The organism is Pseudomonas sp. LAM2023, assembly GCF_016620375.1.
In the GTDB taxonomy this organism is placed as follows: Bacteria; Pseudomonadota; Gammaproteobacteria; order Pseudomonadales; family Pseudomonadaceae; genus Aquipseudomonas; species Aquipseudomonas anuradhapurensis.
Window position 1 is genome coordinate 646,274 of sequence record NZ_JAENHV010000015.1, and the last position, 23,029, is coordinate 669,302.

A 23,029-nucleotide genomic window follows, 5' to 3' on the forward strand; every position below is an offset into this window, starting at 1 on the left:
CCTACAGGGGCCAAAGAACAGGCTGTGAAACTGGCACAAAAAAGCCCGCAGCGACGGCGGGCTTCTTGACGATCAGCCACTCAGATAGGGCGGCTGCCGTACTTGTTGTCCGGCTTCTTGGGTGGGTCGGCGACCACGTTGGCCTCGACCTCCTGAACCTTGCCACCGCGAGCGAGGAACTCTTCCATGGCCTTGGCCAGGGCATCACGTTCCTTCTGCTTGGCTTCCATGCTCGGCATCTCGTCTACCGAGACGGCCGCCTTGGATTTGCCCTTGGCAGTGGGTGCCGGGCTGCTGTCATCATCGCCGGCATCTTCGGCGACATCATCAGCCGCAGCTTCAAGGCCATCATCAGCCTCGTCTTCGTCGCCTACTTCGAGGTCATCATTTTCCAGATCGTCGTCGCTCATGTTCTACCTCATGACTTGCGAAAAGCAGGTTAGTTATAGACCAGTGCAGCCGTAGACCGGCAGCCACCAGTGAAAATTCAACTGGCCGTGGTAAGGCCACTGCCCTAGGGTCGGCGCTCCTGATGGGAGGCGGTACCCAGCAGACCCTGCTCCTGGCAGGACCTGACAAATCCATAAGCCCCTGCTGGCCACTCGCTATTGGCAAGCCTAGCAAAGGCTGGCGAAGCGTGCGGACAACTGTCAAACACCCTTCGGCGCGCATTCTAGCGCGCCAGAAGAAAAAGCAAAGCACCCTGAACGCTCTACGTTTTGTAAGTTTTATGCCCACGTCGCAAACGTAGCGAATAAACCGTTTGCCGTACGCGAAATGCTAAAAATCTGGCAAAAAAAATGCCCGGCAAGCCGGGCAAGTTTTTTACCGCGCCGCGGTTACAGGTTGTAGCCGCGTTCGTTGTGCTGAGCCAGGTCGAGGCCGACCGACTCTTCTTCTTCGTTGACCCGCAGGCCCATCACCACATCCAGCACCTTGAGGATCACGTAGGTGACGATGGCGGTGTACAGCACGGTCAGGATCACGCCTTTGGCCTGGATCCAGACCTGCATGCCGATGTCGGTCACGGTACCGAAGCCACCCAGTGCCGGGGCCGCGAACACGCCGGTGAGGATGGCGCCGACGATACCGCCGATGCCGTGTACGCCGAAGGCATCCAGCGAGTCGTCATAGCCCAGCTTGCGTTTCAGGCTGGTGGCGCAGAAGTAGCAGATCACACCTGCGGCCAGGCCGATCACCAAGGCGCCCATCGGGCCCACGGTACCGGCAGCCGGGGTAATCGCGACCAGGCCGGCGACCACGCCCGAAGCGATACCCAGGGCGCTCGGTTTGCCGTGGCCAACCCACTCGGCGAACATCCAGCTCAGTGCGGCAGCGGCAGTCGCGATCTGGGTCACCAGCATGGCCATGCCGGCGGTACCGTTGGCGGCAGCGGCCGAACCTGCGTTGAAGCCGAACCAGCCGACCCACAGCATGGCCGCGCCCACCAGGGTGTAGCCCAGGTTGTGCGGGGCCATCGGGGTGGTCGGGTAGCCCTTGCGCTTGCCCAGCACCAGGCAGCAGACCAGGCCAGCGACACCGGCGTTGATGTGCACCACGGTGCCGCCAGCGAAGTCCAGTACGCCCCAGTCCCACATCAGGGCACCGTCACCGCTCCAGACCATGTGGGCGATCGGCGCGTAGACCAGGGTGAACCAGATACCCATGAATACCAGCATCGCGGAGAACTTCATGCGCTCGGCGAAGGCACCGACGATCAGCGCCGGGGTGATGATGGCGAAGGTCATCTGGAAGGTGATGAACACCGCCTCGGGGAACAGCGCGGTGGCCGAGGTCAGGTTCCCGGGCGTGACGCCGCTGAGGAACGCCTTGGAGAAGCCACCGACGAAGGAATTGAAGTTGAGCACGCCCTTTTCCATACCGCTGGTATCGAAGGCCATGCTGTAGCCGTAGATGACCCAGAGAATGCTCATCAGGCCAGTGATGGCAAAGCACTGCATCATCACCGACAGCACGTTCTTGGAACGCACCATGCCGCCATAGAACAAGGCCAGGCCTGGAATGGTCATGAACAGCACCAGCGCCGTTGCGGTCAGCATCCAGGCGGTGTCGCCGGAGTTCAGCGCTGGGGCAGCTTCCTCTGCCAGGGTAAGCCCGGGCATTACGAGGGACAATAGGGCTCCTAGCCCTGCGATCTTACGCAGAGTCATGTTGTTTTCTCCTGGGGCGTTGGGTTTGGTGAGGCTTTTTTTGCTGCTTAGATCGCGTCGGTATCGGTTTCGCCGGTACGGATTCGGATCGCCTGCTCCAGATTCACCACGAAAATCTTGCCGTCACCGATCTTGCCGGTGTTGGCTGCCTTGGTGATGGCTTCGATTACCCGATCAAGGTCCTTGTCATCGATGGCGACATCGATCTTCACCTTGGGCAGGAAATCGACCACATATTCAGCACCGCGATACAGCTCGGTGTGGCCTTTCTGCCGACCGAAGCCTTTGACTTCGGTGACGGTGATGCCCTGCACGCCGATTTCCGACAACGACTCGCGCACGTCGTCCAGCTTGAACGGCTTGATGATGGCTGTGACTAGCTTCATGAAACTCTCTCCCGATTTGGTGGACTTGCCCCAGGAAAACAAACCCGTCTCAAGTCTAAGCGCAGCAGTTGGCTTTGTAACGCGTCGTCGGCATCCGGCTCCGCATGCGCACTGCCTGGTCACAAAGAACCGCATCAGTGCATGGCTCGTAGTGGTCTTTGCAGAAACCTTGCCAGTTCTACCAAGCCACGAGAAAACAGCGGCTTATGGGAACAAGTGGGGATTGGCCAGTCGCCAGCACCGGAAACATGCACAAATTCGGTGCGTAGCGGTTCGCCGCCTTGCTCGAAAAATGTGCAACTGCGCGTTCCTGCAGCACTGGCCAACGTCCACTCAAAGGCCCGGTTTGTGCGTGTTACACTGCCGGCCATTTCCCAGTATCAGTGGACAGCCGAACCATGCTCGCGCCCAAAGCCCTCCTCGACGCCCTGAGCGACCAGGCCTCGCGCCTGTTCAGCAGCGATACCGCCCAGCCCCGTGCCGAACTGGAAAGCCAGTTCAAGGTGCTGATGCAAGGTGCCTTCAGCAAGCTGGACCTGGTCAGCCGCGATGAATTCGACAGCCAGATGGTCGTGCTGGCGCGCACCCGTGCCCGCCTCGAAGCCCTGGAACAACAAGTAGCCGAGCTGGAAGCACGGCTGAACCCGAACCCACAGGACAACTGAATGCAGCCCTCCAGCGCATACCCGGTACTGCTGTTCTCCTACGGCACCTTGCAGGACAAGGCCGTGCAACTGGCCAATTTCGGCCGCGAGCTGACTGGCCAGGCCGACCGGATGCCTGGCTACCGGCAGGACTGGGTCGAAATTACCGACCCGGCCGTGCTGGCGACCAGCGGCAAGACCCACCACCCCATCGTGTCCCCCAGCAGCCAGGCCGACGACAGCGTCGCCGGCATGGTCTTCCAGATCAGCGAAGAAGAGCTGGCGGCTGCCGACCGCTATGAAGTCGCTGACTACAAGCGCATCGCCGTCACCCTCGCCTCGGGCCTGACTGCCTGGGTCTACGTGCGCGCCTGAACCCCTCCAGGCTGCACCGTTCACACGGGCGGCAGCTCGCTGGCGTGCAGGGTGCCGCGGAACAAGGCCGCACCGCACTGGGTGAACAAGGTCTTCACCCGGTTGCGTGAATTGAGGATCTCGGCCTGGATTTCGCCGATGGCCGAATCCCCCGGCTGCAAGGTGGCGGCCCGGTTCACCCATTCGATGGCGGCAAAACGGCTTTGTTTGCGGGTACCGCGCCCCTGCATCCAGGCCAGCCCCAGCTCGGCGCTGGCGCGCCCGGCAATCCATGGGTCGGGGTGCTCGACCAGGCTCAGCAGGTAGGCGACCGCCTCGGCCCGCTCCTGCGGCTCGCCAAACTGACGCAACAAGATCCCCAGGTGCAAACGCGCTTGTGCATTGGTCTGCGCGTTGCCCAGCGCGTCGACCAGCAAATGCCGGACCGCCAGCATGGCATCGCGATCGTTGAGGTCTTCATCGCCCTCCATGCGCAGACGGGCCAGTTCGTACTTGGCGTGCCGGCTGCCCGCCTCCACGGCGCGCTGCAGCCAGTGCCGGGCCGCCTCGTCATCCAGGTATTGCTCAGGGGTGTCGCCCAGCTCGCCGTGATACAAGCCGTACAGTGCAAGGGCCGCCCCCGGCAGGTTCAGCTCGGCAAAACGTTCGTACAGATAGCAGGCCACTTCATGCCGGTTACCTGCCCACAGCAGTCGTGCCGCGTCGAGCACTCCGAAACCCGGCGCCCGGCCCGCACGCTGGCGCTTTACCGCAATCTGTACCCAGGCTTTGGCCTGTTCGTCGGAACGTGTCAAGCCCCACAGGCCGAAGCGGTGCCCGGCGGCACGCAATGCGCAGGCGGCTGCATGCGAGCGGCCCTCGCACAGCTGCTCGATGGCACTGCGTAACAGCTGCTTTTCATCGGTCATGCCGTTCAGCAGTATGAGTTCGACCAGACAGCGAAAAGGCGCTCCCATGGCCGGAATGGCCGCAAGATCAGCCTGGCACGCCAGGCTCGCGGCGATGTCACGCATGCCGCCAGAAGGGTCTTGCAACACCAGGCTGTACAACGCCCCGCGCCAGCCCAGCAGGACGGCACGCTCCCTGGGCCTCAGCGGGCGCTGCGACCAGGCTTCGAACAGCTGCTGCCACTCGGCAATGGCTTGCAATTGGTCAGCATGGGGCAGCGTCAGCCGCTCTTCGACAGGCATCCAGCGCAGCGCATTACGCATGGTCTCGTCCCACGCTTCGCACAGCGGACCATTGGCCAGCAACTCGATCGCATCCGGGCTGGTACCCGGTCGAGGCTGCAGGTAAATAGCCAAGGCCTGAACCGCCTCGAAGCAACCGGGGCGCGCAGCCAGGGCATGGCGCAACCAGTAATAGCGAGGGTCCTGGCTTTCGCGCTCGGCTCGCCAGCCCAGGCATGCTGGCAATGCCTGCGGCAGTTCGGCCAATGGCTGCAACCCGTGCCTCACCAGAATCGGGGCCACGGCCTCTTGCACTTCCACATCAGCGTGAGCGCTGGGCCGGTAGCGCGCCGGCTGCCCTTGGAACAGTTCGGCCAGCCAGCCCGGCTCACGAAACCGGGCACAGACATGCAGCATGCCAATGGCTGCCGCCACGGGCTGGGTGGAGCGGCCCATGGCCCGTAGCAGGTGCGCGGTCGCGGTTTCGCAGATCTGCTCGACGGCCAGCGCACGCGCCGCGTTGTGCCTGCCACTTTCCTGCACCTGGCAAGCCCGCTGGAAGCAGTGAAAGCCCATGACCACCTGGGGGTGATAAGCCTTGGGGCAGGCGTCGATCCACGCCTTGAGCACCTGGCTCAGGGCCTTGTCACCCTGGCAGTCCAGGTCGGTCAGCAGATGCCCTTCGACAGCTGCCAAATAGAGGGGAAATTCACCGGGCGGGGCTTGCCGCCATTGCCCTTCGAGGGTGTCGAAAAAGCGGTTGAGTTCAACGAATGCGTTGGCCTGCACCAGGTCGCGGATTACCTGTCGCGTGCGGGTTAGCGTTTGCACGAGAGCACCACCTCAAGTCCATTTGAAGGAAGCTGCGGTGCCATCCCATGGCAACCGCTGTTGCCCAATAACACTAAGCCATACCTGGCACTTGCGCAAAGTGATTGGATCCATTCTCTGCAGCGCATCAAAGTCCGCAACAAAACCTGCCTCGCAAAACCCGGAAGCACACTTCCTGCGCTGGCCTGCAGGGTGCCCGCTATGCTTGCAAAGCCGCAGGAAGCGGCCTTTTCCAGCGACAACGGAGCGTCCATGTCCCTAGCCCTCGTCCATAGCCGCGCCCAGGTGGGCGTACAGGCACCAGCGGTCAGTGTCGAAACTCACCTGGCCAATGGTTTGCCCCATCTCACCCTGGTCGGCCTGCCGGAAACCACGGTCAAGGAAAGCAAGGACCGGGTGCGCAGCGCCATTGTCAATTCCGGGCTGAACTACCCGCCGCGGCGCATCACCCAGAACCTTGCGCCCGCCGACCTGCCCAAGGATGGCGGGCGCTACGACCTGGCCATTGCCCTGGGCATCCTGGCCGCCGATGGCCAGGTGCCAACGGCGCCGTTAACCGAACTTGAATGCCTGGGTGAACTGGCTTTGTCTGGCAAGCTGCGCCCGGTTCAGGGCGTGCTGCCCGCAGCGCTGGCAGCACGCGATGCAGGCAGGGCGCTGGTGGTGCCGCGGGAAAATGCCGAGGAAGCCAGCCTGGCTGGCGGTCTGGTGGTGTATGCGGTGGGGCATCTGCTGGAACTGGTCGCCCACCTGAACGGCCAGGTACCACTGCCGCCTTATGCCGCCAACGGCCTGATACTGCAGCAACGCCCCTACCCGGACCTGAGCGAGGTGCAAGGCCAGCTGGCGGCCAAGCGCGCATTGCTGCTGGCCGCGGCCGGGGCGCATAACCTGTTGTTCACCGGGCCACCCGGCACTGGCAAGACCTTGCTCGCCAGCCGCCTGCCGGGGCTGCTGCCGCCGCTGGACGAGCACGAGGCGCTGGAAGTGGCTGCGATCCGCTCGGTGAGTGGCCATACACCGCTGAGCAGTTGGCCGCAGCGGCCCTTTCGCGATCCGCACCACTCGGCCTCCGGCCCGGCGTTGGTCGGTGGCGGCAGCCGACCGCAGCCGGGCGAAATCACCCTTGCCCACCATGGTGTGCTGTTTCTGGATGAGCTGCCGGAATTCGAACGGCGGGTACTGGAAGTGCTGCGCGAGCCCCTGGAATCCGGCGAGATCGTGATTGCCCGGGCCCGCGACAAGGTGCGCTTCCCCGCCCGGTTCCAGTTGGTGGCGGCAATGAACCCGTGCCCTTGTGGCTACCTGGGCGATCCCACCGGGCGCTGTCGCTGCAGCACCGAGCAGATCGCGCGGTACCGCAACAAGCTGTCCGGGCCGTTGCTGGACCGTATCGACCTGCACCTGACCGTGGCCCGCGAGAGCACCACGCTGAACAACCAGCCTTGCGGTGAAACCAGTGCCGACGTCGCCGCCAAGGTTGCCGAGGCACGGGACGTCCAGCAAAGACGGCAAGGATGCGCCAATGCGTTTCTCGACCTTGACGGGCTGCGCCGTAATTGCGGACTGGCAGCGGCAGACCAGGCCTGGCTGGAGAGTGCGTGTGAACGGCTGACCCTGTCGTTGCGCGCGGCGCACCGTTTGCTGAAGGTGGCGCGAACACTGGCCGATCTGGAAGGTAGCCAGGCAATTGGCCGGGCGCACCTGGCCGAGGCCCTGCAGTACCGGCCGGGGAGCAGTTAGCTTGTCAGGGCTGCGCTTTACCTGTGGGGCTTGCCGGCGATGGGTCGCAAAGCGGCCTAAACATCCGTCAGGCAACCTTGCTCCGGCAGCAAAGCCCGGCAACCGAATAGGCTCCCGGCCCGGTCAAGGCAAGCCCGCCATAAAGGGCCACCAGCAACCAGGCAAACTGCCCCTGCTCCAGCGTCCAGTCCGGGTGCACCACCACCAGCGCTATCAGCAATACCGCCAGCACCGGCAGGCAAGCCAGGCGTGCGGCCACCCCCAGCATCAGCAGCAGCGGGCAGACCACTTCGGCAAATACTGCCAGCCCCAACGTCAGCGATGCGCCAAGACCGAAGGGGTCCTCAATGCGCTGCAGCTCTGCGCTCCAATTCAACAGTTTGGGCAGGCCATGGATGAACAGCAGCAGCAAGGCGGCCATGACCCGCAGGAACAACAGGCCGCTGTCGGTCAGGCGTGGCGATGGGGCATCAAGGAAAGGCTTCAGGCGAGGCATGACTCTGGCTCTCTGGTCGATCAGCCCGGGAGCATTGCGCAGCGCCAGGTAAATTGATTGTGCAGATGTGCTGGGTCGACTGCCGTATTGGTGCGGAGCCCGCGCATCACCGGCTACCGGCGAGTGCCTGTTCTACCGCCTTGAGCAACACCTCTTCAGAAAACGGCTTGCCCAGGCAGGCCAGCGCCCCCTGCCCCATCGCCGCCTGCACCGAGCCATCATCCCAGTGCGCCGACATGCAGATCACCGGCAAACGCCAGCTCCGCTGCGCCAGCTCACGCTGTACCTCCAGCCCGCTCATGCCCGGCATCTTCAGGTCCAGCAACACACAGCCCGCCTCGCCCGCCAGTGGCGATGCCAGGAAGGCTTCCCCCGCGGCAAACGTCAGGGTCTCGAAGCCCGCCGAACGCAGCAGGTTGGCCAGGCTTTTACGCACCGACGCATCGTCGTCGACGATGCACACCCCTCTGCTCATGCGCCGCCCAGGCCCTCAGGTCGTGCTCCGAGGACGTTGTGCATGGCCACCAGCTCAACGAGCGAGCGGGACTGCATCTTGTTCATGATGTTCTTCTTGTGCACCTTGGTGGTCACCTCGCTGGTGCCGATCTGCCGGGCGATCTGCTTGTGCGACAAACCGCCGACCACCAGCGAGAACACCTGGCGTTCACGCTGGGTCAGGCGCTGGTACTTTTCCTCGACCTGCCGCGCGTGGTGCCACTTGCGCCCCTCGGTCACGGCACGGCTGCGCACCGCCTGCAACAGGGTCAGCAACTGGTCTTCCTCGAACGGCTTGGTCAGGAATTCCACCGCCCCGGCACGCATGGCCTGGACGGTCATCGGGATGGTGCCGAAGCCAGTCATGAACACGATCGGCCAGGGCAACGCCAGCCGGCGCAGTGCCTCCTGTACCTCCAGGCCGCTGGTGCCGGGCAGGTGCATGTCCAGCAGCAGGCAGGCACAGGGCGTTTCCAGGCAGGCTTCGAACAGCGCCTCGGCACTGGCAAACAAGTGATGCGGGATGTCCTGCGAGCGCAACAGGCGGCCCAGAGCAGTGCGCACCGACGGGTCGTCATCCACGACCAGCACCGGCACCTCCAAGCGCTCACCAAGCGGCTCGACGGTCTCGGCCACGCTGCGCAGCAATGCCTTGCTCATCGCCTGGCCTGGCACTTCGAGGCTGATTTCGGCGGCCAGGCGATAACCCCGACGCGGCACGGTCTGGATCAGCCCACGGTCACCAAAGGCCTTGCGCAGCAAGGACACCTGTACCTGCAGGTTATTGTCCTCGACCACCGTGCCGGCCCACACCTGGCTGAACAGCTCTTCCTTGCCGACGACCCGGCCGTTGGCCCTGATCAAAGTGGCCAGTACCTCGAACGCACGCCCACCCAGCAGGATCGGCTTGCCGTCGACAAAGACTTCGCGCCGCTCCAGCGACACCTGGGCATTGCCTATTCGGATCATGGCTTCCTCGCGCGGGCACGGGCGTTTTCGCTGCCTGGGCAGCCTAGGCCAGCGTACGCGTTCAGACAACTATCCCGAGGGATAGGTTGGCTTGAGGACTATACAAAAGCCCGCCAGCCCCAAGGGGACGATAACGGACAACAGCGTGCCCGTTCCTGCCAAGCAAGCTGCAACCCGCATCCTTGCTGGGCTCGCTGCGTATACTCGCGCCTCGGGATGTCGCTAGCAGGGGGTGCTCTATGCTCGATGAACGCCTTGCCCACAGGCCCATCGATTACGACCAGTCAATCGATGAGGGCTGGCTGAACCGATGCGAGATCAGCGCACTGGGCCAGGAAGGTGAGCTCAGTTACTTCCGCCTGCGCGACCCGGCTACCCACCAGGCCTGGATTGCGGTGCGCGCCCCGCTCGAGGCCCCCACTGCCTGCCAGCGCCTGGAACGTGACTACCGCCTGCAACTGGACCCGCAGTGGGCGGTGATCCCGTCGGCATTCGTGCGCTCGGCCGAAGGCCCGTTGCTGGTGTATCCGGCTGGCCGCTCAGTCGCCGACCTGATCGCTGAAGGCCCCGTGGCGCTGACGCCGTTTCTCGACATCGCAGTGAATGCGGCGCATGCACTGGCGCTGGCGCACGAACGCAATGTACTGCACGGTGCGCTGCAGCCCGAGCATGTGTGCCTGCGTGCCCAGCAGCGGGTGCGGCTGGGCTTCTTTCGCGCCGACCCGGCACAGCGGATCAGCGAACAGGGTACCCCGCCCGGCAACTGGGCCTACCTGGCACCGGAACAGGTTTGCCCGCACGGTAGCAGCAGCGACCGCCGCAGTGACATCTATGCCCTGGGCGCAATCCTCTACCAGCTATTGCTGGGCGAGCTGCCGCTGGCCGGGCGCGACACCCAGCACTGGCGCCAGCTGCATGCCGGCGTACAGCCGCGAGCGGCCTGCGATGTGAACAGCGACGTGCCACACCCCCTCAGCCTGATCCTGGCCAAGGCCTTGGCCAAAGAGCCGGACGCCCGTTACCAGAGCGCGCGCGCCCTTGCAGTGGACCTGGCTCACTGCCAGCGGCAGTGGGCAGCCACGCAAGCCATAGCGCCCTTCACTCCAGGCTGCGCCGACCCGGTCGCGCCCAGCCGCGCACGCCTGTATGGTCGCAGCGCCGAACAGCAAGCCATCGCCCTGCTGCTCAAGGCCATGCGCCGCGACAGCAAGCCACAGGTACTGCTCGTCAACGGTGCTGCCGGCATGGGCAAGTCGAGCCTGGTCGAAGCCGCACTCAAGGCCGACGTCGAGGGCTACCGGGCCGTCGGCAAATGCAACAGCCTGGACCAGGCCGTGCCCTACACGCCCTGGGTGGAAATCCTCGGTGCGCTGACCACCCAGTTGCTGGCCACCAACAGCCAGGACCTCGACACCCTGCGTCGCGAGATCCTGCGCCGCATCAAAGGCCATGGCCGCCTGCTCGGCAAACTGGCGCCGGATTTGCAACTCATCCTCGGCCCGCTGCCCCAACTACCGGCCAAGCTCACGCGCCTTGCGCTGCACAAGGAATCGCACGCGATCGTCGAATTCCTGCAGGTGTTCAGCCGCCCTGGGCAACCGCTGGTGTTGTTCTTCGACGACCTGCAATGGGCCGACGACGCCAGCCGGCAACTGCTGGCCCAACTGCTGGCTGACGCGCCCGATAACCTGTTGCTGATTTTCGCCCGCTGCAACGACGCGTGCGCCAGCAGCGCGCCGCTGGCCATACCCGCAGCGCTGCGCAGCACCACGCTGAGCCTGCAGCCGTTGGCTGTGGAGGCGGTGACCGAGCTGATTGGCGAGCGCTACCACGTCGCCACCGCGGACGCGTTGCCGCTGGCCGAACGGGTGCACGACAAGACCGCCGGCAATCCGTTCTTCATCAACCAGATCCTCAAGGCCATGGTCGAAGACCAGCTGTTCACCTTCGACACCCAGGCCATGCGCTGGTCGTGGTCCCTGCAGGCCGTGGCCCGACACTGCTACGCCGACAATGTCGCCGACCTGATGGTGCAGCGCCTGGCGCGCCTGCCGGCAGCGCAACGCGAGCTGTTGCGGGTCGCCAGCGCGGCGGGCAGCCGCTGCGATGAACGCCTGCTCCGGCAGGTGCTCGCGCAGCCGCCAGGCGAACCGTTGAAAGCCTTGATTGGCGCGGGTTTCCTGCAACCGGGCCAGAACGGCCTGAGCTTCACGCATGACCGCGTGATGGAAGCCGCTTACGCGCTGACCGCCGAGCACGAGCGCCCCTCGCTGCATGCCCGCATTGCCCTGGCCATGCGCAAGGCTTGGCCAGAGTACCTGCACGAGGTGCTGTTCGAACTCGCCAGCCAGCTGCAACGCGCCAGCCCATGCGGGTTTGCAGCGGATGACTGCGAAGCGTTCCTGCAGCTTTTGCGCGAAGCCGCAGCACGCGCACGCGACGGCGGCGCCTTCGAGCAAGCCGCTGACTATCTGCACACCGCCGAGCAGTTGCTGCACCACTGTGCCTCGCGGGAAAGCCGCGCCACGCATGGCTTTGCCATCGCCTGCATGGCGACCGAGTGCGATATCCAGCTGTCGCGGACGGGCACCGCCGAGGCGCGCCTCACCGAGTGCCGCCAGCGCGCACGCTCGTTGCTGGACCAGGCACGAGCGTGCCGGCTGCAGGCGCTGCTGCAACCCCTGCGCGGCGACTATCAGGCGGCTATCGACAGCGCCCTGTCCGGCCTGGACTTGCTGGGTATGAGCCCGGTACGGGGCGTCGATTGGCAACAGGTCGAGGCCAGTCATGCCCAGGTACAGGCTTTGGTCGAACAACAAGGCCGGCATTGCCTGGAATCGCTGCCGCGCACCGACTCGGAGGAGGTAACGGTTGCGATCAGCCTGCTGGCCACGCTGTCATCATCGTTTTTCGTGAAGGACGACATCTGCTTCCTGCACCTGGCCAAACTCATGGAGATATCGCTGCTGCACGGCGTTGCCCCAGGCAGTACCTACGGCATGGCCTGGTATGGGGTAATGATTGCCGAGCGGTTCGGCGCTTACCATGACGGCCATGCCTGCTGCCTGGCCGCGCTCAAGCTGATCGAACGGCACGGTTTCGAGGCTGACTTGACCAGCGTGCTGCTGGCCCTGGACCAGGTCAGCGCCTGGACTTCGCCCATGGAGTTCGCCCGCCGCACTGCGCTGGATGCGGTCGATTCAGCGCGCCTGAGCGGCGATCTGGCAATGAGCTGCTATGCCTGCAACCACCTGGTTTCCGACTCGCTGTTCATGGGCCGCTATCTGCCGGAAGTGATCGACGAAGTGGCGCAAGGCCTGGCCACCGTGCGCCGCCACGGCTACCGCGATGTCGAACAGATCCTGCAGGCCCAGCAAGCGGTCGTCGCCACCCTGAGCGGCATGCCCTGCCCGGCCTCGGCTAGCCCGTCGAAATCGCCCACCACGCGGTTCTTCCAGCACCTGTTCAGCGGCATGGGCGCCTTCTACATGGGCGATATTGCGCAGGCCATGCGCAACCTGGCACTGGCCGCTGACAACGCGTGGGCAGCACCGGCGCATATCAACCTGGCCGACTACCACTTGTTCCGCGGCTTGGCCCTGGGCAGCCCGGAGGCACCCGGCTGCCTGGCCGACAAGCTGCGCGAGCTGCAGGCCGTGCGTGAACGCTTCAGCCGTTGGGCCGGATTCAACCCGGCCACCTTCCGCAACAAGCTGCTGCTGGTCGAAGGCATGATCGCCAAGCTCGAAGGCGACGGCCTGGCCGCGATCCGCTGCTTCGACCAGGCGCAGATCGCTGCCACCGCCGCCGGCTTCATCCACGAGCAGGCGCTGGCCCATGAACAACTGGCCGAGGTGTGCATCCCCAGCGGCCTGATTTCCGGCGCCAACCTGCACCTGCGAATCGCCCGCGACTGCTTCCATATCTGGGGCGCGACCGGCAAGGTGCACCAGCTGGAGACGCTGCACCCGTTCCTGCGCACCCAGCCAATCCAGGAGACCTATCGCGCCACCCAGCAGGCCAAGCTGGACCTGGAAGCCGGCATCGAAGCCGCGCGCGCGCTGTCCGAGGAAGTGCTGCTCGAAGGCCTGATCGAAACCCTGATGGGCCACCTGACCCAGCACTCCGGCGCCGATCATGGTGTGTTGCTGATCGTCAGCGGCGCCGAGTTCCAGATGGCCGCCCTCGCCTACATCGACGATGACGGGTTGCACGTGAGCATGGACAATTGCCAGAAGTTCATGACCCAGGCGCCGCTGTCGGTCATCAACGCCACCATGCGCACCCGCAAGCCGCTGGTACTCAACGATGCGCTCAGCGATTGCCCGGAGGCTTTCCGCCAGCAGTTGCAGGCGCGCAATGCCCGCTCGGTGCTGTGCCTGCCACTGGTAATCCAGGGCGTGCTGATCGGCCTGGTGTACCTGGAAAACCGCCTGGTGCCGAACCTGTTCGGCAGCCAGCGCCTGGCCATGCTGGAAATCCTCGCCTCACAGGCAGCGGTGTCGCTGCAAACCGCCAAGTTCTATACCCGCCTGGCCGAAGACAACCAGACCCGCGCCCAGATGGAAGCCGAACTGCGCCGCTCGCGGGCCGAGCTGGCGCGCAGCGCGCACCTGCAGGTGATGAACGAGCTGTCGGCATCCATCGCCCACGAAATCAGCCAGCCGCTGCTGGGTATCGCTTCCAACGCCGCAGCCAGCCTGCGCTGGCTGAAACGCGCCAAACCCGACCTGGAAGAAGCGATTGCCGGCCTGGAAGACATCCGCAATGACAGCGAACGGGCCGCCAACATCGTGCGGGCGTTGCGGGCGCTGGCCAAGCAGTCGCCGATGCAACTCAAGGCGGTGAAGCTCGACGAGCTGATCCGCGAGGTGGTGCGCCTGACCTCGGCCGATGCCACCAGGAGCCGGGTCGACGTGCAGACACAGTTGCAGGCCGGGGTGTGCGTGATGGCAGACCCGGTGCAGTTGCAACAGCTGGTATTCAACCTGATCACCAATGCCCTGGAGGCGTTGGCGGGGTATCGCAGCGATGGGCTGCTGCGGATTGCCTCGGCGCTGGTCGAGGATGGCGTGGAGATCTGCGTGGACGACAATGGGCCGGGGATCGCTGCGGACGAGCGCGAGCGTGTCTTCGATGCGTTTCATACCACCAAGACCGGTGGCATGGGCATGGGTTTGGCGATCTGCAGCTCGGTGGCCCAGGCGCACGGCGGGCAGTTGCAGGCGCTGGTGTCGCAGCTGGGTGGCTGCCGGATTCGTTTCACCCTGCCGGTGAATCCTTCCTAGGCTCTCTACGAAAAGTCTTGAGACGCAGGTCAGGCAAGGCGAAAACAGCCGAGGAAGCGGAGTGTACTGGAGTACATGAGCATTCCGAGGCTGTTTTCAACGCAGCATGAACAAGTATCAAGGCTTTTCGTACAGAGCCTAGCCTGTACCGGCCCCTTCGCGGATAAACCCGCGATGGGGCCGGCGCAGGTCTACATCAACGCGAGCTCAAGGCCGCATAGCTGTTCATCAGGTTGCGGTAGTTGGGGATGCGCTGCGACAGCAGGTTGGCCAGCCCTTCGATGTCGTTGCGCCAGTCGCGATGCAGCTCACAGGCCACCGAGAACCAGTTCATCATCTGCGCACCCGCCTGGGTCATGCGCACCCAGGCTGCCTGCTGCACGGTCTCGTTGAAGGTGCCCGAGGCATCGGTCACCACGAACACTTCAAAGCCTTCCGCCAGCGCCGACAGGGTCGGGAAAGCCACGCACACATCGGTCACCACACCGGCGATGATCAGCTGCTTGCGGCCAGTGGCCTTGATTGCCTTGACGAAGTCTTCGTTGTCCCAGGCATTGATCTGGCCTGGGCGGGCAATGTAGGGCGCGTCCGGGAACATTTCTTTCAGCTCGGGCACCAGCGGGCCGTTCGGGCCTTGCTCGAAGCTGGTGGTGAGGATGGTCGGCAGGCCGAAGAACTTGGCCAGGTCGCCCAGCGCCAGCACGTTGTTCTTGAACTCGTTGGGCGAGAAATCCTGTACCAGCGAGATCAGGCCGGTCTGGTGGTCGACCAGCAGCACCACGGCGTCGTCTTTGTTCAAGCGCTTGTAATCGGGTTGGCTCATGGGGGTGACTCCTTGGGTTGGGATAACGGGCCGGCACTCTCCGCAGGGGTTATACCGGCGGATAGCTTTGGCTTAAGAAAGTACCTGCGCCTGACGCCAGGCCTTCGGTGGCTGGCCGACCAGACGGCTGAAGGCGCGGGTGAAATGGGCCTGGTCGCAAAAGCCGCATTCCAGGCTCACGTGGGTGATGGGCGCCTCGGTGGCGAGCAGGCGCTTGGCCTTTTCCATGCGCGCCAGCAGGCGCCAGGCCTGGGGCGACAGGCCGGTAGCTACTTTGAACGCGCGGGAGAAATGGCTGCGGGTGAGGTTGCATACCGTGGCGATCTCGATGATCGACAACGGGCTGTGCAACATCAGTTCCTTGGCCCGGCGCAGCCGCGCGGGCGTTAGTGCGCCGGGGGTTTGCAGCGGCGCTTCGGGCGTCCCAGGGTGCATGGCAACTCTCCTATTCAATGGCAGGAAGTCTCGCCCCCGGCGCATGACAAAGTCCTGAGCCAAACCTGAATTGTTGTTAATTGTGCGCTGCTGGCCCAGGCTGTTTTGCCGATACCTTAAGATGCGTTTCGTATTCAGCTTCCGGCCGCTGCCAGTGGCCGGCATTCAAGGCGAAAGAGGCATGCAGGAAAAACCCGCCCACCGCACCGTGGCCATGGTGCTGTTCAACGATATGTTGCTGCTGGATGTCACCGGCCCCATGGATGCATTCGCCATTGCCAACCGGTTCCTGCCTGCAGAACGGCAGTACCGGCTGCTGACCTTGGCCGAGGGACCAGCAGCGGTGCGTGGCTCATGCGGCCTGAAAGTGCTGGCTGACCGGCGCCTGGAAGACCTGCCGGAATCCGTCGACCTGCTGCTGGTGCCTGGCGGCCCGGGGGCCTATGACATCGCGCTGCCCGGGATCGAGCACTGGCTGCCCCAGGCCGTGCGCCGGGCCAGGCGCTTCGGCGCCATCTGTACCGGCGTGTTCCTGCTGGGGCGGGCCGGGCTGCTGGATGGCTATCGCTGCACCACCCACTGGAACTACGTAGAGCGCCTGGCCCAGGCGTTTCCCCAGGCCAAGGTCGAAACCGAGCAGATCTATGTGATCGACCGCTGCCTGATCACTTCGGGCGGCATCACCGCAGGTATCGACCTGGCATTGGCGGTGGTCGCCGAAGATCACGGCAAGGCGCTGGCCCTGGACGTGGCCAAAGTGCTGCTGGTCGCCCGTCATCGCCAGGGCGGGCAAACGCCCTATGGGCCGTTGCTGGCGGCGGTGCCGCGGGATGACTCGCCGATTGCCCGGGTACAGGCATACATCGTCGACCATATCGAGCAGGCGTTCACCGTGCAGAAGATGGCCGACCTGGTGGCCATGAGTGGGCGCAACTTTGCCCGCACGTTCCAGCGCGAGGTGGGCATCACGCCGTTGCAGTACCTGCAGAACGCGCGCATCGACCGCGCGCGCAAGTTGCTGGAAGGCAGTGACCTGCCATTGAAGGTGGTGGCAGCACGGTGCGGGTTTGGCAGCGACCGGCACATGCGCAAGGTGTTCTGTGAACGGATTGGCATGACGCCGGCGCAGTATCGGGCACAGTTTGGTGGCGGTGAATAGTCGGATCTGCGCTGCCTTCTTCGCGGGCACGCCCGCTCCCACAGCGATAACACTGGCCTCAGGGGCAGTGTTGTACCTGTGGGAGCGGGCGTGCCCGCGAAGAGACCACCACAGGTTGTCACCTGGGCCGGGACAATGTTTCTCCGCAATAGCAGATTGTCCGACTCCATCACAACCCCCAGAATTGTCCGCCAAACTGGTCTAATGCTGCCCCGGCAGCTCATGGAGTACGAGCCAATGCCACACGAAGGCAGCCTTCTGCAAACCGCCGTGATCTTCCTGCTCGCGGCGGTCCTCGCTGTCCCCCTGGCCAAGCGCCTGCAGCTGGGGGCCGTGCTCGGCTACCTGCTTGCCGGGGTGATCATCGGCCCGCAGGCACTCGGCCTGATCCGCGATACCGAAAGCGTGGCGCACATTTCCGAACTGGGCGTGGTCTTGCTGCTGTTCATCATCGGCCTGGAACTGTCGCCCAAGCGCTTGTGGCTGATGCGCAAGGCGGTGTTCGGTGTCGGTACCGCCCAGGTGCTGCTGACCGGCGCAGTGATCGGCGCCATCGCCCTGTTCGGCTTCAGCCAGACGCTACCGGCAGCCATCGTGCTCGGCCTGGGCCTGGCCTTGTCGTCCACCGCCCTCGGCCTGCAGAGCCTGGCCGAGAGCAAGCAGCTCAACGCGCCACACGGCCGCCTGGCGTTCGCCATCCTGCTGTTCCAGGACATTGCCGCGATCCCGCTGATTGCCCTGGTCCCGCTGCTGGCCGCCAGCGGTCCGGACACCAGCGGTGGCGATAGCCTGGGGCATGGCCTGAAGGTGTTCGCCAGCATCGCCGTGGTCATCGTCGGTGGCCGTTACCTGCTGCGCCCGGTATTTCGCGCCGTGGCCCGCACGCGCCTGCCGGAAGTGTCCACGGCCACCGCATTGCTGGTGGTGATCGGCACCGCCTGGCTGATGGAACAAGCCGGTATCTCCATGGCCCTGGGTGCGTTCCTTGCCGGCCTGCTGTTGGCCGATTCGGAGTACCGCCACGAGCTGGAATCGCAGATCGAACCGTTCAAGGGCCTGCTGCTGGGGCTGTTCTTCATCAGCGTCGGCATGGGGGCCAACCTGCGCCTGCTGCTGGAGATGCCGTTGGTGCTGCTGGGCCTGACCCTGTTGCTGGTGGCGGTGAAGCTGGTGCTGCTGATCGGCGTCGGCCGTCTGGCCGGTGGCCTGAGCAGCGCCAGTGCGCTGCGCCTGGGCATGGTGCTGGCCGCAGGTGGCGAGTTCGCCTTCGTGGTGTTCAAGCTGGGCAAGGACCAGGGCCTGTTCGATACCCAGACCTACGACCTGCTGTTGATGACCATCACCCTGTCGATGGCGATTACCCCGCTGTTGATGATTAGCTGCGCCCGCGCCCTCAAGCGCCCGCAAGCGGTGCGTGAAGTGCCTGAGCAGTACAAGCAGATCCAGACCGACACGCCACGGGTGGTGATCGTCGGCATGGGCCGCATGGGCCAGATCGTCGCGCGCATCCTGCGCGCCCAGAAGATCCCGTTCATTGCCCTGGAAACATCGGTGGACACCATCGAGATGACGCGCATGTTCGAACAGGTGCCGGTGTTCTACGGCGACCCGCTGCGGCCTGAGGTGCTGCATGCGGCCAAGGTGGGTGAGGCGGAGTATTTCATCATCACCATCGATGATCCGGAGGCCGCCATCCATACGGCAGAGCGGGTCAAACGCCTGTACCCGCACCTGAAAGTGCTCGCCCGAGCGCGTAACCGCCAGCATGTGCACAAACTCGTGGATGCCGGTGCCGAACCGATTCGCGAGACGTTCTACTCCAGTCTCGAGATGACCCGCCGGGCATTGGTGGGGTTGGGCTTGAGCGACGAACAGGCGGCAGACCGCATCGAGCGGTTTACCCAGCATGACGAAGAGGTGCTGGTGGCCCAGGGGCAGGTGCGCGATGACCGGGCCAAGGTAATGCAGACGGCCAAGGAGGCGCGGGTGGAGTTGGAGCGGTTGTTTGCTTCGGATGCGGATTGAAGGAAGGCGCATAAACATAGGAAGAGGGCTCAGCCCTCTTTTTTTTGCCTCGCGATAGCGGGACTGCTGGAACCCCATTTAGGAAACGCCCTACAAGACGAGTCACTCCCCGTCTGATTGTTCGAGGAAACCCTTCTCCCTAGGCTCACTTGCCGCCATCGCGTCAGCGACACTGGTCGCAGCCAGGTATTGCATTGAGCCCCAACAACCCAGTCGCGAAGATCGCCGAGAAGAAAGGCCAGAGCACTTGGCTGGATGAAAAACTACCGGACCTCAGAACGCTTGCACGTGAATTACGTGCCCAGGCTATCGAAGAGCTGGCTGCTGCCGATTCGCATGACTCCGCAATTGAATTCGCTGCACAGTATCTGGGTTTGGATACAGATAAAGCCGGTGTTGTAACTGTCAAAACGCCCAATGGGTGATGTTCGGATTCAGCGGAGCTGTCTCTATCACATCTTCGAAAAGCGGCAAGACGCCCGAGAACGCTATGTGAAAGTAGCGCTGGATACGCTGCTCGGACCATTTGAGATCTGGCAGGTCGCCTACACCAATCGCACCCACAGGCTGGCCTTCATTGGCGTCTACGAAACCAAGCGGCAGAGGCTGGTGGTCGTGACGCTCGATAGAGGCAAAATGCTGTGGAATTTCATGCAATGCGATGCAAAGGCACTGAACAAGCATCGCCACGGTAAGCTGCTTTACAAGCGGTACACCTTTCTGGCGAGCAACGAAAAGGGCCACTGTCACCAGTGGCCCTATGTCCGTGCTTGATATTCATATACACACCCTCAAGCCGGGGTGTGGAGGTCTCACCCGACGCTGATGATTCAGCCATCGACGGGGTTCCTACACCAGCTAATGCCGCTGAATGGCAGCTGGTTTCGCGCTCAGGTGAAACGCTAACAACACTCTTGGCCCTAGTCAACGATGGCCTCCGGCAGAGGCCATCCATCAAGTTGCTTGATGTTACTTAGCCGCAGTCAGAGCGTTATAGCTGGTAATCAGATTGCGATAGTCCGGAATATGGTTGGAGCACAGCGCCGCCAGCCCTTCAATGTCGTTGCGCCAGTCGCGGTGCAGTTCACAGGCCACGCCGAACCAGGTCATCAGCTGTGCACCGGCCTGGCTCATGCGGTCGTGGGCGGCGTCGCGGGTCATGGAGTTGAAGGTGCCAGATGCGTCGGTCACCACGAACACTTCGAACTCTTCTTCCAAGGCCGACAGCGCCGGGAAGGCCACACAGACCTCGGTCACCACGCCGGCGATGATCAGCTGCTTCTTGCCGGTGGCCTTCACTGCCTTGACGAAGTCTTCGTTGTCCCAGGCGTTGATCTGGCCTGGGCGGGCGATGTACGGGGCATCTGGGAACAGCGCTTTCAGCTCGGGAACCAGCGGGCCGTTGGGGCCTTGCTCGAAGCTGGTGGTGAGGATGGTCGGCAGGTTGAAGAACTTGGCCAGGTCGGCCAGCGCCAGCACGTTGTTCTTGAACGCGTCCGGCTCGATGTCACGCACCAGCGACAGCAGGCCAGCCTGGTGGTCGACCAGCAGGACAGCGGCGTCGTCTTTGTTCAGGCGGTTGTAGGTGAATTTGCTCATGGTCTGTGCTCCTAAGGTTTATGAATTTTTCAGCAATCCGGGGTGTTTCGTGTTGATGGGCACAGATTAAAATCATCACCTTTACGGCGGTAGATAGCAGAATTTGGCTTTAGCGTTCTGATATATGAACGATGGATTTGCAGGGGCTGTACCGGCCTCTTCGCGGGTAAACCCGCTCCCACAGGGATAGCGCCGGGCTTGAGCGCTGTGCAGCACCTGTGGGAGCGGGTTTACCCGCGAAAGGGCCGGCACAGGCAACCAAGTACCCGGAGACCGATCATTGGAAGACCTTAACTCCCTCTACTACTTCACCCAGGTAGTCGAGCATGGCGGTTTCGCCCCGGCCGGGCGGGCGCTGGACATGCCCAAGTCAAAGCTCAGCCGGCGCATCGCCGACCTTGAAGACCGCCTGGGCGTGCGCCTGCTGCACCGCACCAGCCGCCATTGTTCGCTCACCGAGATCGGCCAGGCCTACTACAACCGCTGCCTGGCCATGCGCGTGGAAGCCGAGGGCGCGGCGGAGATCATCGAACGCAACCGCAGCGAACCGCGCGGCCTGGTACGCATCAGCTGCCCGACGACCCTGCTCAACTCCTGGGTCGGGCCGATGCTGACCCGCTACATGCTCAAGTACCCGCAGGTGGAACTGTTCATCGAGAGCACCAACCGCCGCGTCGACCTGCTGCACGAAGGTTTCGACGTCGCTCTGCGGGTGCGCTTCCCGCCACTGGAAAACACCGACATGGTGATGAAGGTGCTGAGCAACAGTACCCAATGCCTGGTCGGCCAGCCGCAGTATCTGGAGCAACTGCCCAAAGGCTTCGACCCGCAACTGCTCGGCACGCTGCCCAGCCTGCACTGGGGCAGCGCCCAGCGCGAATACCACTGGGAGCTGTTCCAGGGCGAGGACACCAGCCACAGTATCGTCATCCCGCATACGCCCCGCATGGTCACCGACGACCTGTTCGCACTGCGTCATTTCGTCGTCGCCGGCGTGGGCATCGCGCACCTGCCGCGGGTGGCGGTGCGCGAGGACCTGGTGGCCGGGCGGCTGGTGGAGCTGTTGCCGGGTTGGCACCCGCGCTGCGGCATTGTGCACGCGATCTTCCCGTCGCGGCGCGGTTTGCTGCCCTCGGTACGGGCCTTGATCGATCACCTGGCCGAGGAGTTCGCCATCAGCGACATGGCTTGATTGTCCCGGACCAGCATATCCACCAGCAGTGCCAGCACCACGGCAGCGGCCGCCACGGCAAACAGCACGCCGTAGTGGCCACCGCTGGCGGCGAACAGCGCCGAATAGGCGTAGCCGGCAATGGCCTGGAAGCTGGCGAAGGACACCGTAGCACGGCTCCAGGTAGCATTCTGTCGGGCATGCCCCGGCACCAGTTGATGGACCCGCGCCAACGCCAGCGGCACGATGCCGGGCGGGAACGAGCCGATCAACAGCGCTGCGGCCCCCAGCAGGCGCAAGTCGTGGCTACCCAGCAACACAGCCAGGGCAGCCAGCTGTGCCAGCAACACCCAGCGGATGCCGGCACGCGCCCCCAGATGATCAGCCAGCAACCCGTAGAGCACCGGGCCGGCGATCGCCCCCAGGCCATACAAACCCCAGATCATTGCACCGGCATGGGTACCCGCACCCAGCCCACGGCTGACGTAGTCCACCAGAAACATCATCGGCGCCACCAAAGCGGTGGCCATCAGCGCGTACTGCCCGAACAGTACCAGCACCGCCGGTGAAACTGCTGCCGGGCCCGGTGCATGGCTGCCCTGTTGATGCTCCTGCTCGGCCGGCCACCCGAGCCAGCTGCTGAGGCTGAGCAAAAGTGACAACGCGGCCAGCCCGAACCAGGTTTCCTGCAGCCCTTTGCCCAGCAGCCACGGTACCAGGCTGGCAGCACCGGCGATGCCCAGGCCAATGCCAAGGAAGATCGCACCACTGGCCAGGCCCCGCCGCGTGGCAGCGACATGCGGCAGGATCGCGCTGGCCGCCAGCACCATGATCACCCCGCCAGCAACCCCCGACAGCAGGCGCCAGGCAAAGAACCAGGCAACCGACAGCGGCCAGGCGCAGGCCAGGAATGCCAGGCTGACCAACACCATCATGCCGCGCAGCACCGCTGCGCTCGACCAGCGCCTTGCCAGCGGTCTGCCGGCCAGGGCGCCGACCAGGTAGCCGGCAAGGTTGGCCGCGCCCAGGTAGACCACCGCCGAGCTCGCGAACCAGTGCGCCTCGATCAGTGCCGGCACCAGCGGTGTATAGGCAAACCGCGCCAGGCCGATACCGACCAGGCTGGCACACAGCCCGGCCCAGATCGGCAGCCAGGGCGTGCGTTGAGTTTCTGCAGTCATGTTCTTCCCTTGCGCCGCAGGCAGCGCTTGTTGATGGCGATGGGAAAAGCATAAAGTCGCAAGGCGATG

The 23,029-nt window shown here is 64.0% G+C and carries 19 protein-coding genes and 1 pseudogene; 9 read left to right on the forward strand and 11 right to left on the reverse strand.

Annotated features, from left to right (window positions below; genetic code table 11):
* Positions 1 to 80: 80 nt before the first annotated feature.
* The 3 genes from sutA to glnK form a co-directional block, all read right to left on the reverse strand.
* Complete coding sequence (gene sutA, locus JKP78_RS08515; RefSeq protein WP_170033703.1) at positions 81 to 410, reverse strand: transcriptional regulator SutA; 330 nt, start codon at positions 408 to 410, stop codon at positions 81 to 83.
* A 429-nt stretch (positions 411 to 839) separates the two neighbouring features.
* Complete coding sequence (locus JKP78_RS08520; protein WP_200626535.1) at positions 840 to 2,171, reverse strand: ammonium transporter; 1,332 nt, start codon at positions 2,169 to 2,171, stop codon at positions 840 to 842.
* 47 nt (positions 2,172 to 2,218) lie between these two features.
* Entirely contained in the window at positions 2,219 to 2,557 is a 339-nt protein-coding gene (glnK, locus tag JKP78_RS08525) for a P-II family nitrogen regulator (protein WP_002555808.1), read from the reverse strand.
* 398 nt (positions 2,558 to 2,955) lie between these two features.
* Here glnK and JKP78_RS08530 point away from each other — a divergent pair, with 398 nt between their 5' ends.
* Entirely contained in the window at positions 2,956 to 3,222 is a 267-nt protein-coding gene (locus tag JKP78_RS08530; protein ID WP_186684089.1) for an accessory factor UbiK family protein, read from the forward strand.
* Entirely contained in the window at positions 3,223 to 3,576 is a 354-nt protein-coding gene (locus tag JKP78_RS08535; RefSeq protein WP_186684088.1) for a gamma-glutamylcyclotransferase family protein, read from the forward strand.
* On the opposite strand, the pseudogene JKP78_RS08540 reads toward JKP78_RS08535, so the two are convergent.
* Positions 3,530 to 5,576, reverse strand: a pseudogene (locus tag JKP78_RS08540) (DUF4034 domain-containing protein). The gene JKP78_RS08535 and the pseudogene JKP78_RS08540 overlap by 47 nt on opposite strands.
* Before the next feature lie 252 nt (positions 5,577 to 5,828).
* On the opposite strand from JKP78_RS08540, the gene JKP78_RS08545 reads away from it, so the two are divergent.
* Entirely contained in the window at positions 5,829 to 7,319 is a 1,491-nt protein-coding gene (locus JKP78_RS08545) for a YifB family Mg chelatase-like AAA ATPase (RefSeq protein ID WP_200626536.1), read from the forward strand.
* A gap of 67 nt (positions 7,320 to 7,386) precedes the next feature.
* Here JKP78_RS08545 and JKP78_RS08550 read toward each other — a convergent pair whose 3' ends face one another.
* From JKP78_RS08550 to JKP78_RS08560, 3 genes are all read right to left on the reverse strand, one after another.
* The gene (locus JKP78_RS08550; protein ID WP_186684083.1) at positions 7,387 to 7,815 is read right to left on the reverse strand and encodes a DoxX family protein; all 429 of its coding nucleotides are present in this window, start codon (positions 7,813 to 7,815) and stop codon (positions 7,387 to 7,389) included.
* Between the two features lie 106 nt (positions 7,816 to 7,921).
* Positions 7,922 to 8,290, reverse strand: a complete 369-nt coding sequence (locus tag JKP78_RS08555) for a response regulator transcription factor (RefSeq protein WP_170033717.1) — start codon at positions 8,288 to 8,290, stop codon at positions 7,922 to 7,924.
* On the reverse strand, positions 8,287 to 9,279 hold the full coding sequence (locus JKP78_RS08560; RefSeq protein ID WP_200626537.1) for a response regulator: 993 nt from the start codon (positions 9,277 to 9,279) through the stop codon (positions 8,287 to 8,289). Before JKP78_RS08560 ends, JKP78_RS08555 begins: the two co-directional genes overlap by 4 nt.
* Positions 9,280 to 9,518: 239 nt before the next feature.
* Between JKP78_RS08560 and JKP78_RS08565 the strand changes: the two genes are divergently transcribed.
* Positions 9,519 to 14,567 carry a trifunctional serine/threonine-protein kinase/ATP-binding protein/sensor histidine kinase gene (locus tag JKP78_RS08565; RefSeq protein WP_200626538.1) on the forward strand — a complete coding sequence of 1,683 codons (5,049 nt, stop codon included), beginning with the start codon at positions 9,519 to 9,521 and terminating at the stop codon, positions 14,565 to 14,567.
* Positions 14,568 to 14,763: 196 nt separating this feature from the next.
* Here the strand turns inward: JKP78_RS08565 and ycaC (JKP78_RS08570) are convergent, their stop codons facing one another.
* Positions 14,764 to 15,390: an isochorismate family cysteine hydrolase YcaC gene (gene ycaC / locus JKP78_RS08570; RefSeq protein WP_200626539.1), complete on the reverse strand. Its 627-nt coding sequence runs from the start codon at positions 15,388 to 15,390 to the stop codon at positions 14,764 to 14,766.
* A 72-nt stretch (positions 15,391 to 15,462) separates the two neighbouring features.
* On the reverse strand, positions 15,463 to 15,825 hold the full coding sequence (locus tag JKP78_RS08575) for a helix-turn-helix domain-containing protein (protein ID WP_186684077.1): 363 nt from the start codon (positions 15,823 to 15,825) through the stop codon (positions 15,463 to 15,465).
* A gap of 181 nt (positions 15,826 to 16,006) precedes the next feature.
* Here JKP78_RS08575 and JKP78_RS08580 point away from each other — a divergent pair, with 181 nt between their 5' ends.
* The 4 genes from JKP78_RS08580 to JKP78_RS08595 all read left to right on the forward strand — a co-directional run bounded on the left by JKP78_RS08580 (position 16,007) and on the right by JKP78_RS08595 (position 19,783).
* Positions 16,007 to 16,984, forward strand: a complete 978-nt coding sequence (locus JKP78_RS08580; RefSeq protein WP_186684432.1) for a GlxA family transcriptional regulator — start codon at positions 16,007 to 16,009, stop codon at positions 16,982 to 16,984.
* Between the two features lie 237 nt (positions 16,985 to 17,221).
* Entirely contained in the window at positions 17,222 to 19,009 is a 1,788-nt protein-coding gene (locus JKP78_RS08585) for a monovalent cation:proton antiporter-2 (CPA2) family protein (RefSeq protein ID WP_200626540.1), read from the forward strand.
* 194 nt (positions 19,010 to 19,203) lie between these two features.
* Entirely contained in the window at positions 19,204 to 19,434 is a 231-nt protein-coding gene (locus JKP78_RS08590) for a hypothetical protein (protein WP_200626541.1), read from the forward strand.
* Positions 19,427 to 19,783, forward strand: a complete 357-nt coding sequence (locus JKP78_RS08595) for a PBECR2 nuclease fold domain-containing protein (RefSeq protein ID WP_200626542.1) — start codon at positions 19,427 to 19,429, stop codon at positions 19,781 to 19,783. The genes JKP78_RS08590 and JKP78_RS08595 overlap by 8 nt, the downstream gene beginning before the upstream one ends.
* Before the next feature lie 195 nt (positions 19,784 to 19,978).
* Here the strand turns inward: JKP78_RS08595 and ycaC (JKP78_RS08600) are convergent, their stop codons facing one another.
* Positions 19,979 to 20,608, reverse strand: coding sequence for an isochorismate family cysteine hydrolase YcaC (ycaC, locus tag JKP78_RS08600; protein ID WP_186684073.1), 630 nt, complete (start codon positions 20,606 to 20,608; stop codon positions 19,979 to 19,981).
* Positions 20,609 to 20,888: 280 nt separating this feature from the next.
* Between ycaC (JKP78_RS08600) and JKP78_RS08605 the strand changes: the two genes are divergently transcribed.
* Complete coding sequence (locus JKP78_RS08605) at positions 20,889 to 21,800, forward strand: LysR substrate-binding domain-containing protein (protein ID WP_186684071.1); 912 nt, start codon at positions 20,889 to 20,891, stop codon at positions 21,798 to 21,800.
* Here the strand turns inward: JKP78_RS08605 and JKP78_RS08610 are convergent.
* Positions 21,761 to 22,960 carry a YbfB/YjiJ family MFS transporter gene (locus JKP78_RS08610; RefSeq protein WP_200626543.1) on the reverse strand — a complete coding sequence of 400 codons (1,200 nt, stop codon included), beginning with the start codon at positions 22,958 to 22,960 and terminating at the stop codon, positions 21,761 to 21,763. The genes JKP78_RS08605 and JKP78_RS08610 overlap by 40 nt on opposite strands.
* Positions 22,961 to 23,029: the final 69 nt, after the last annotated feature.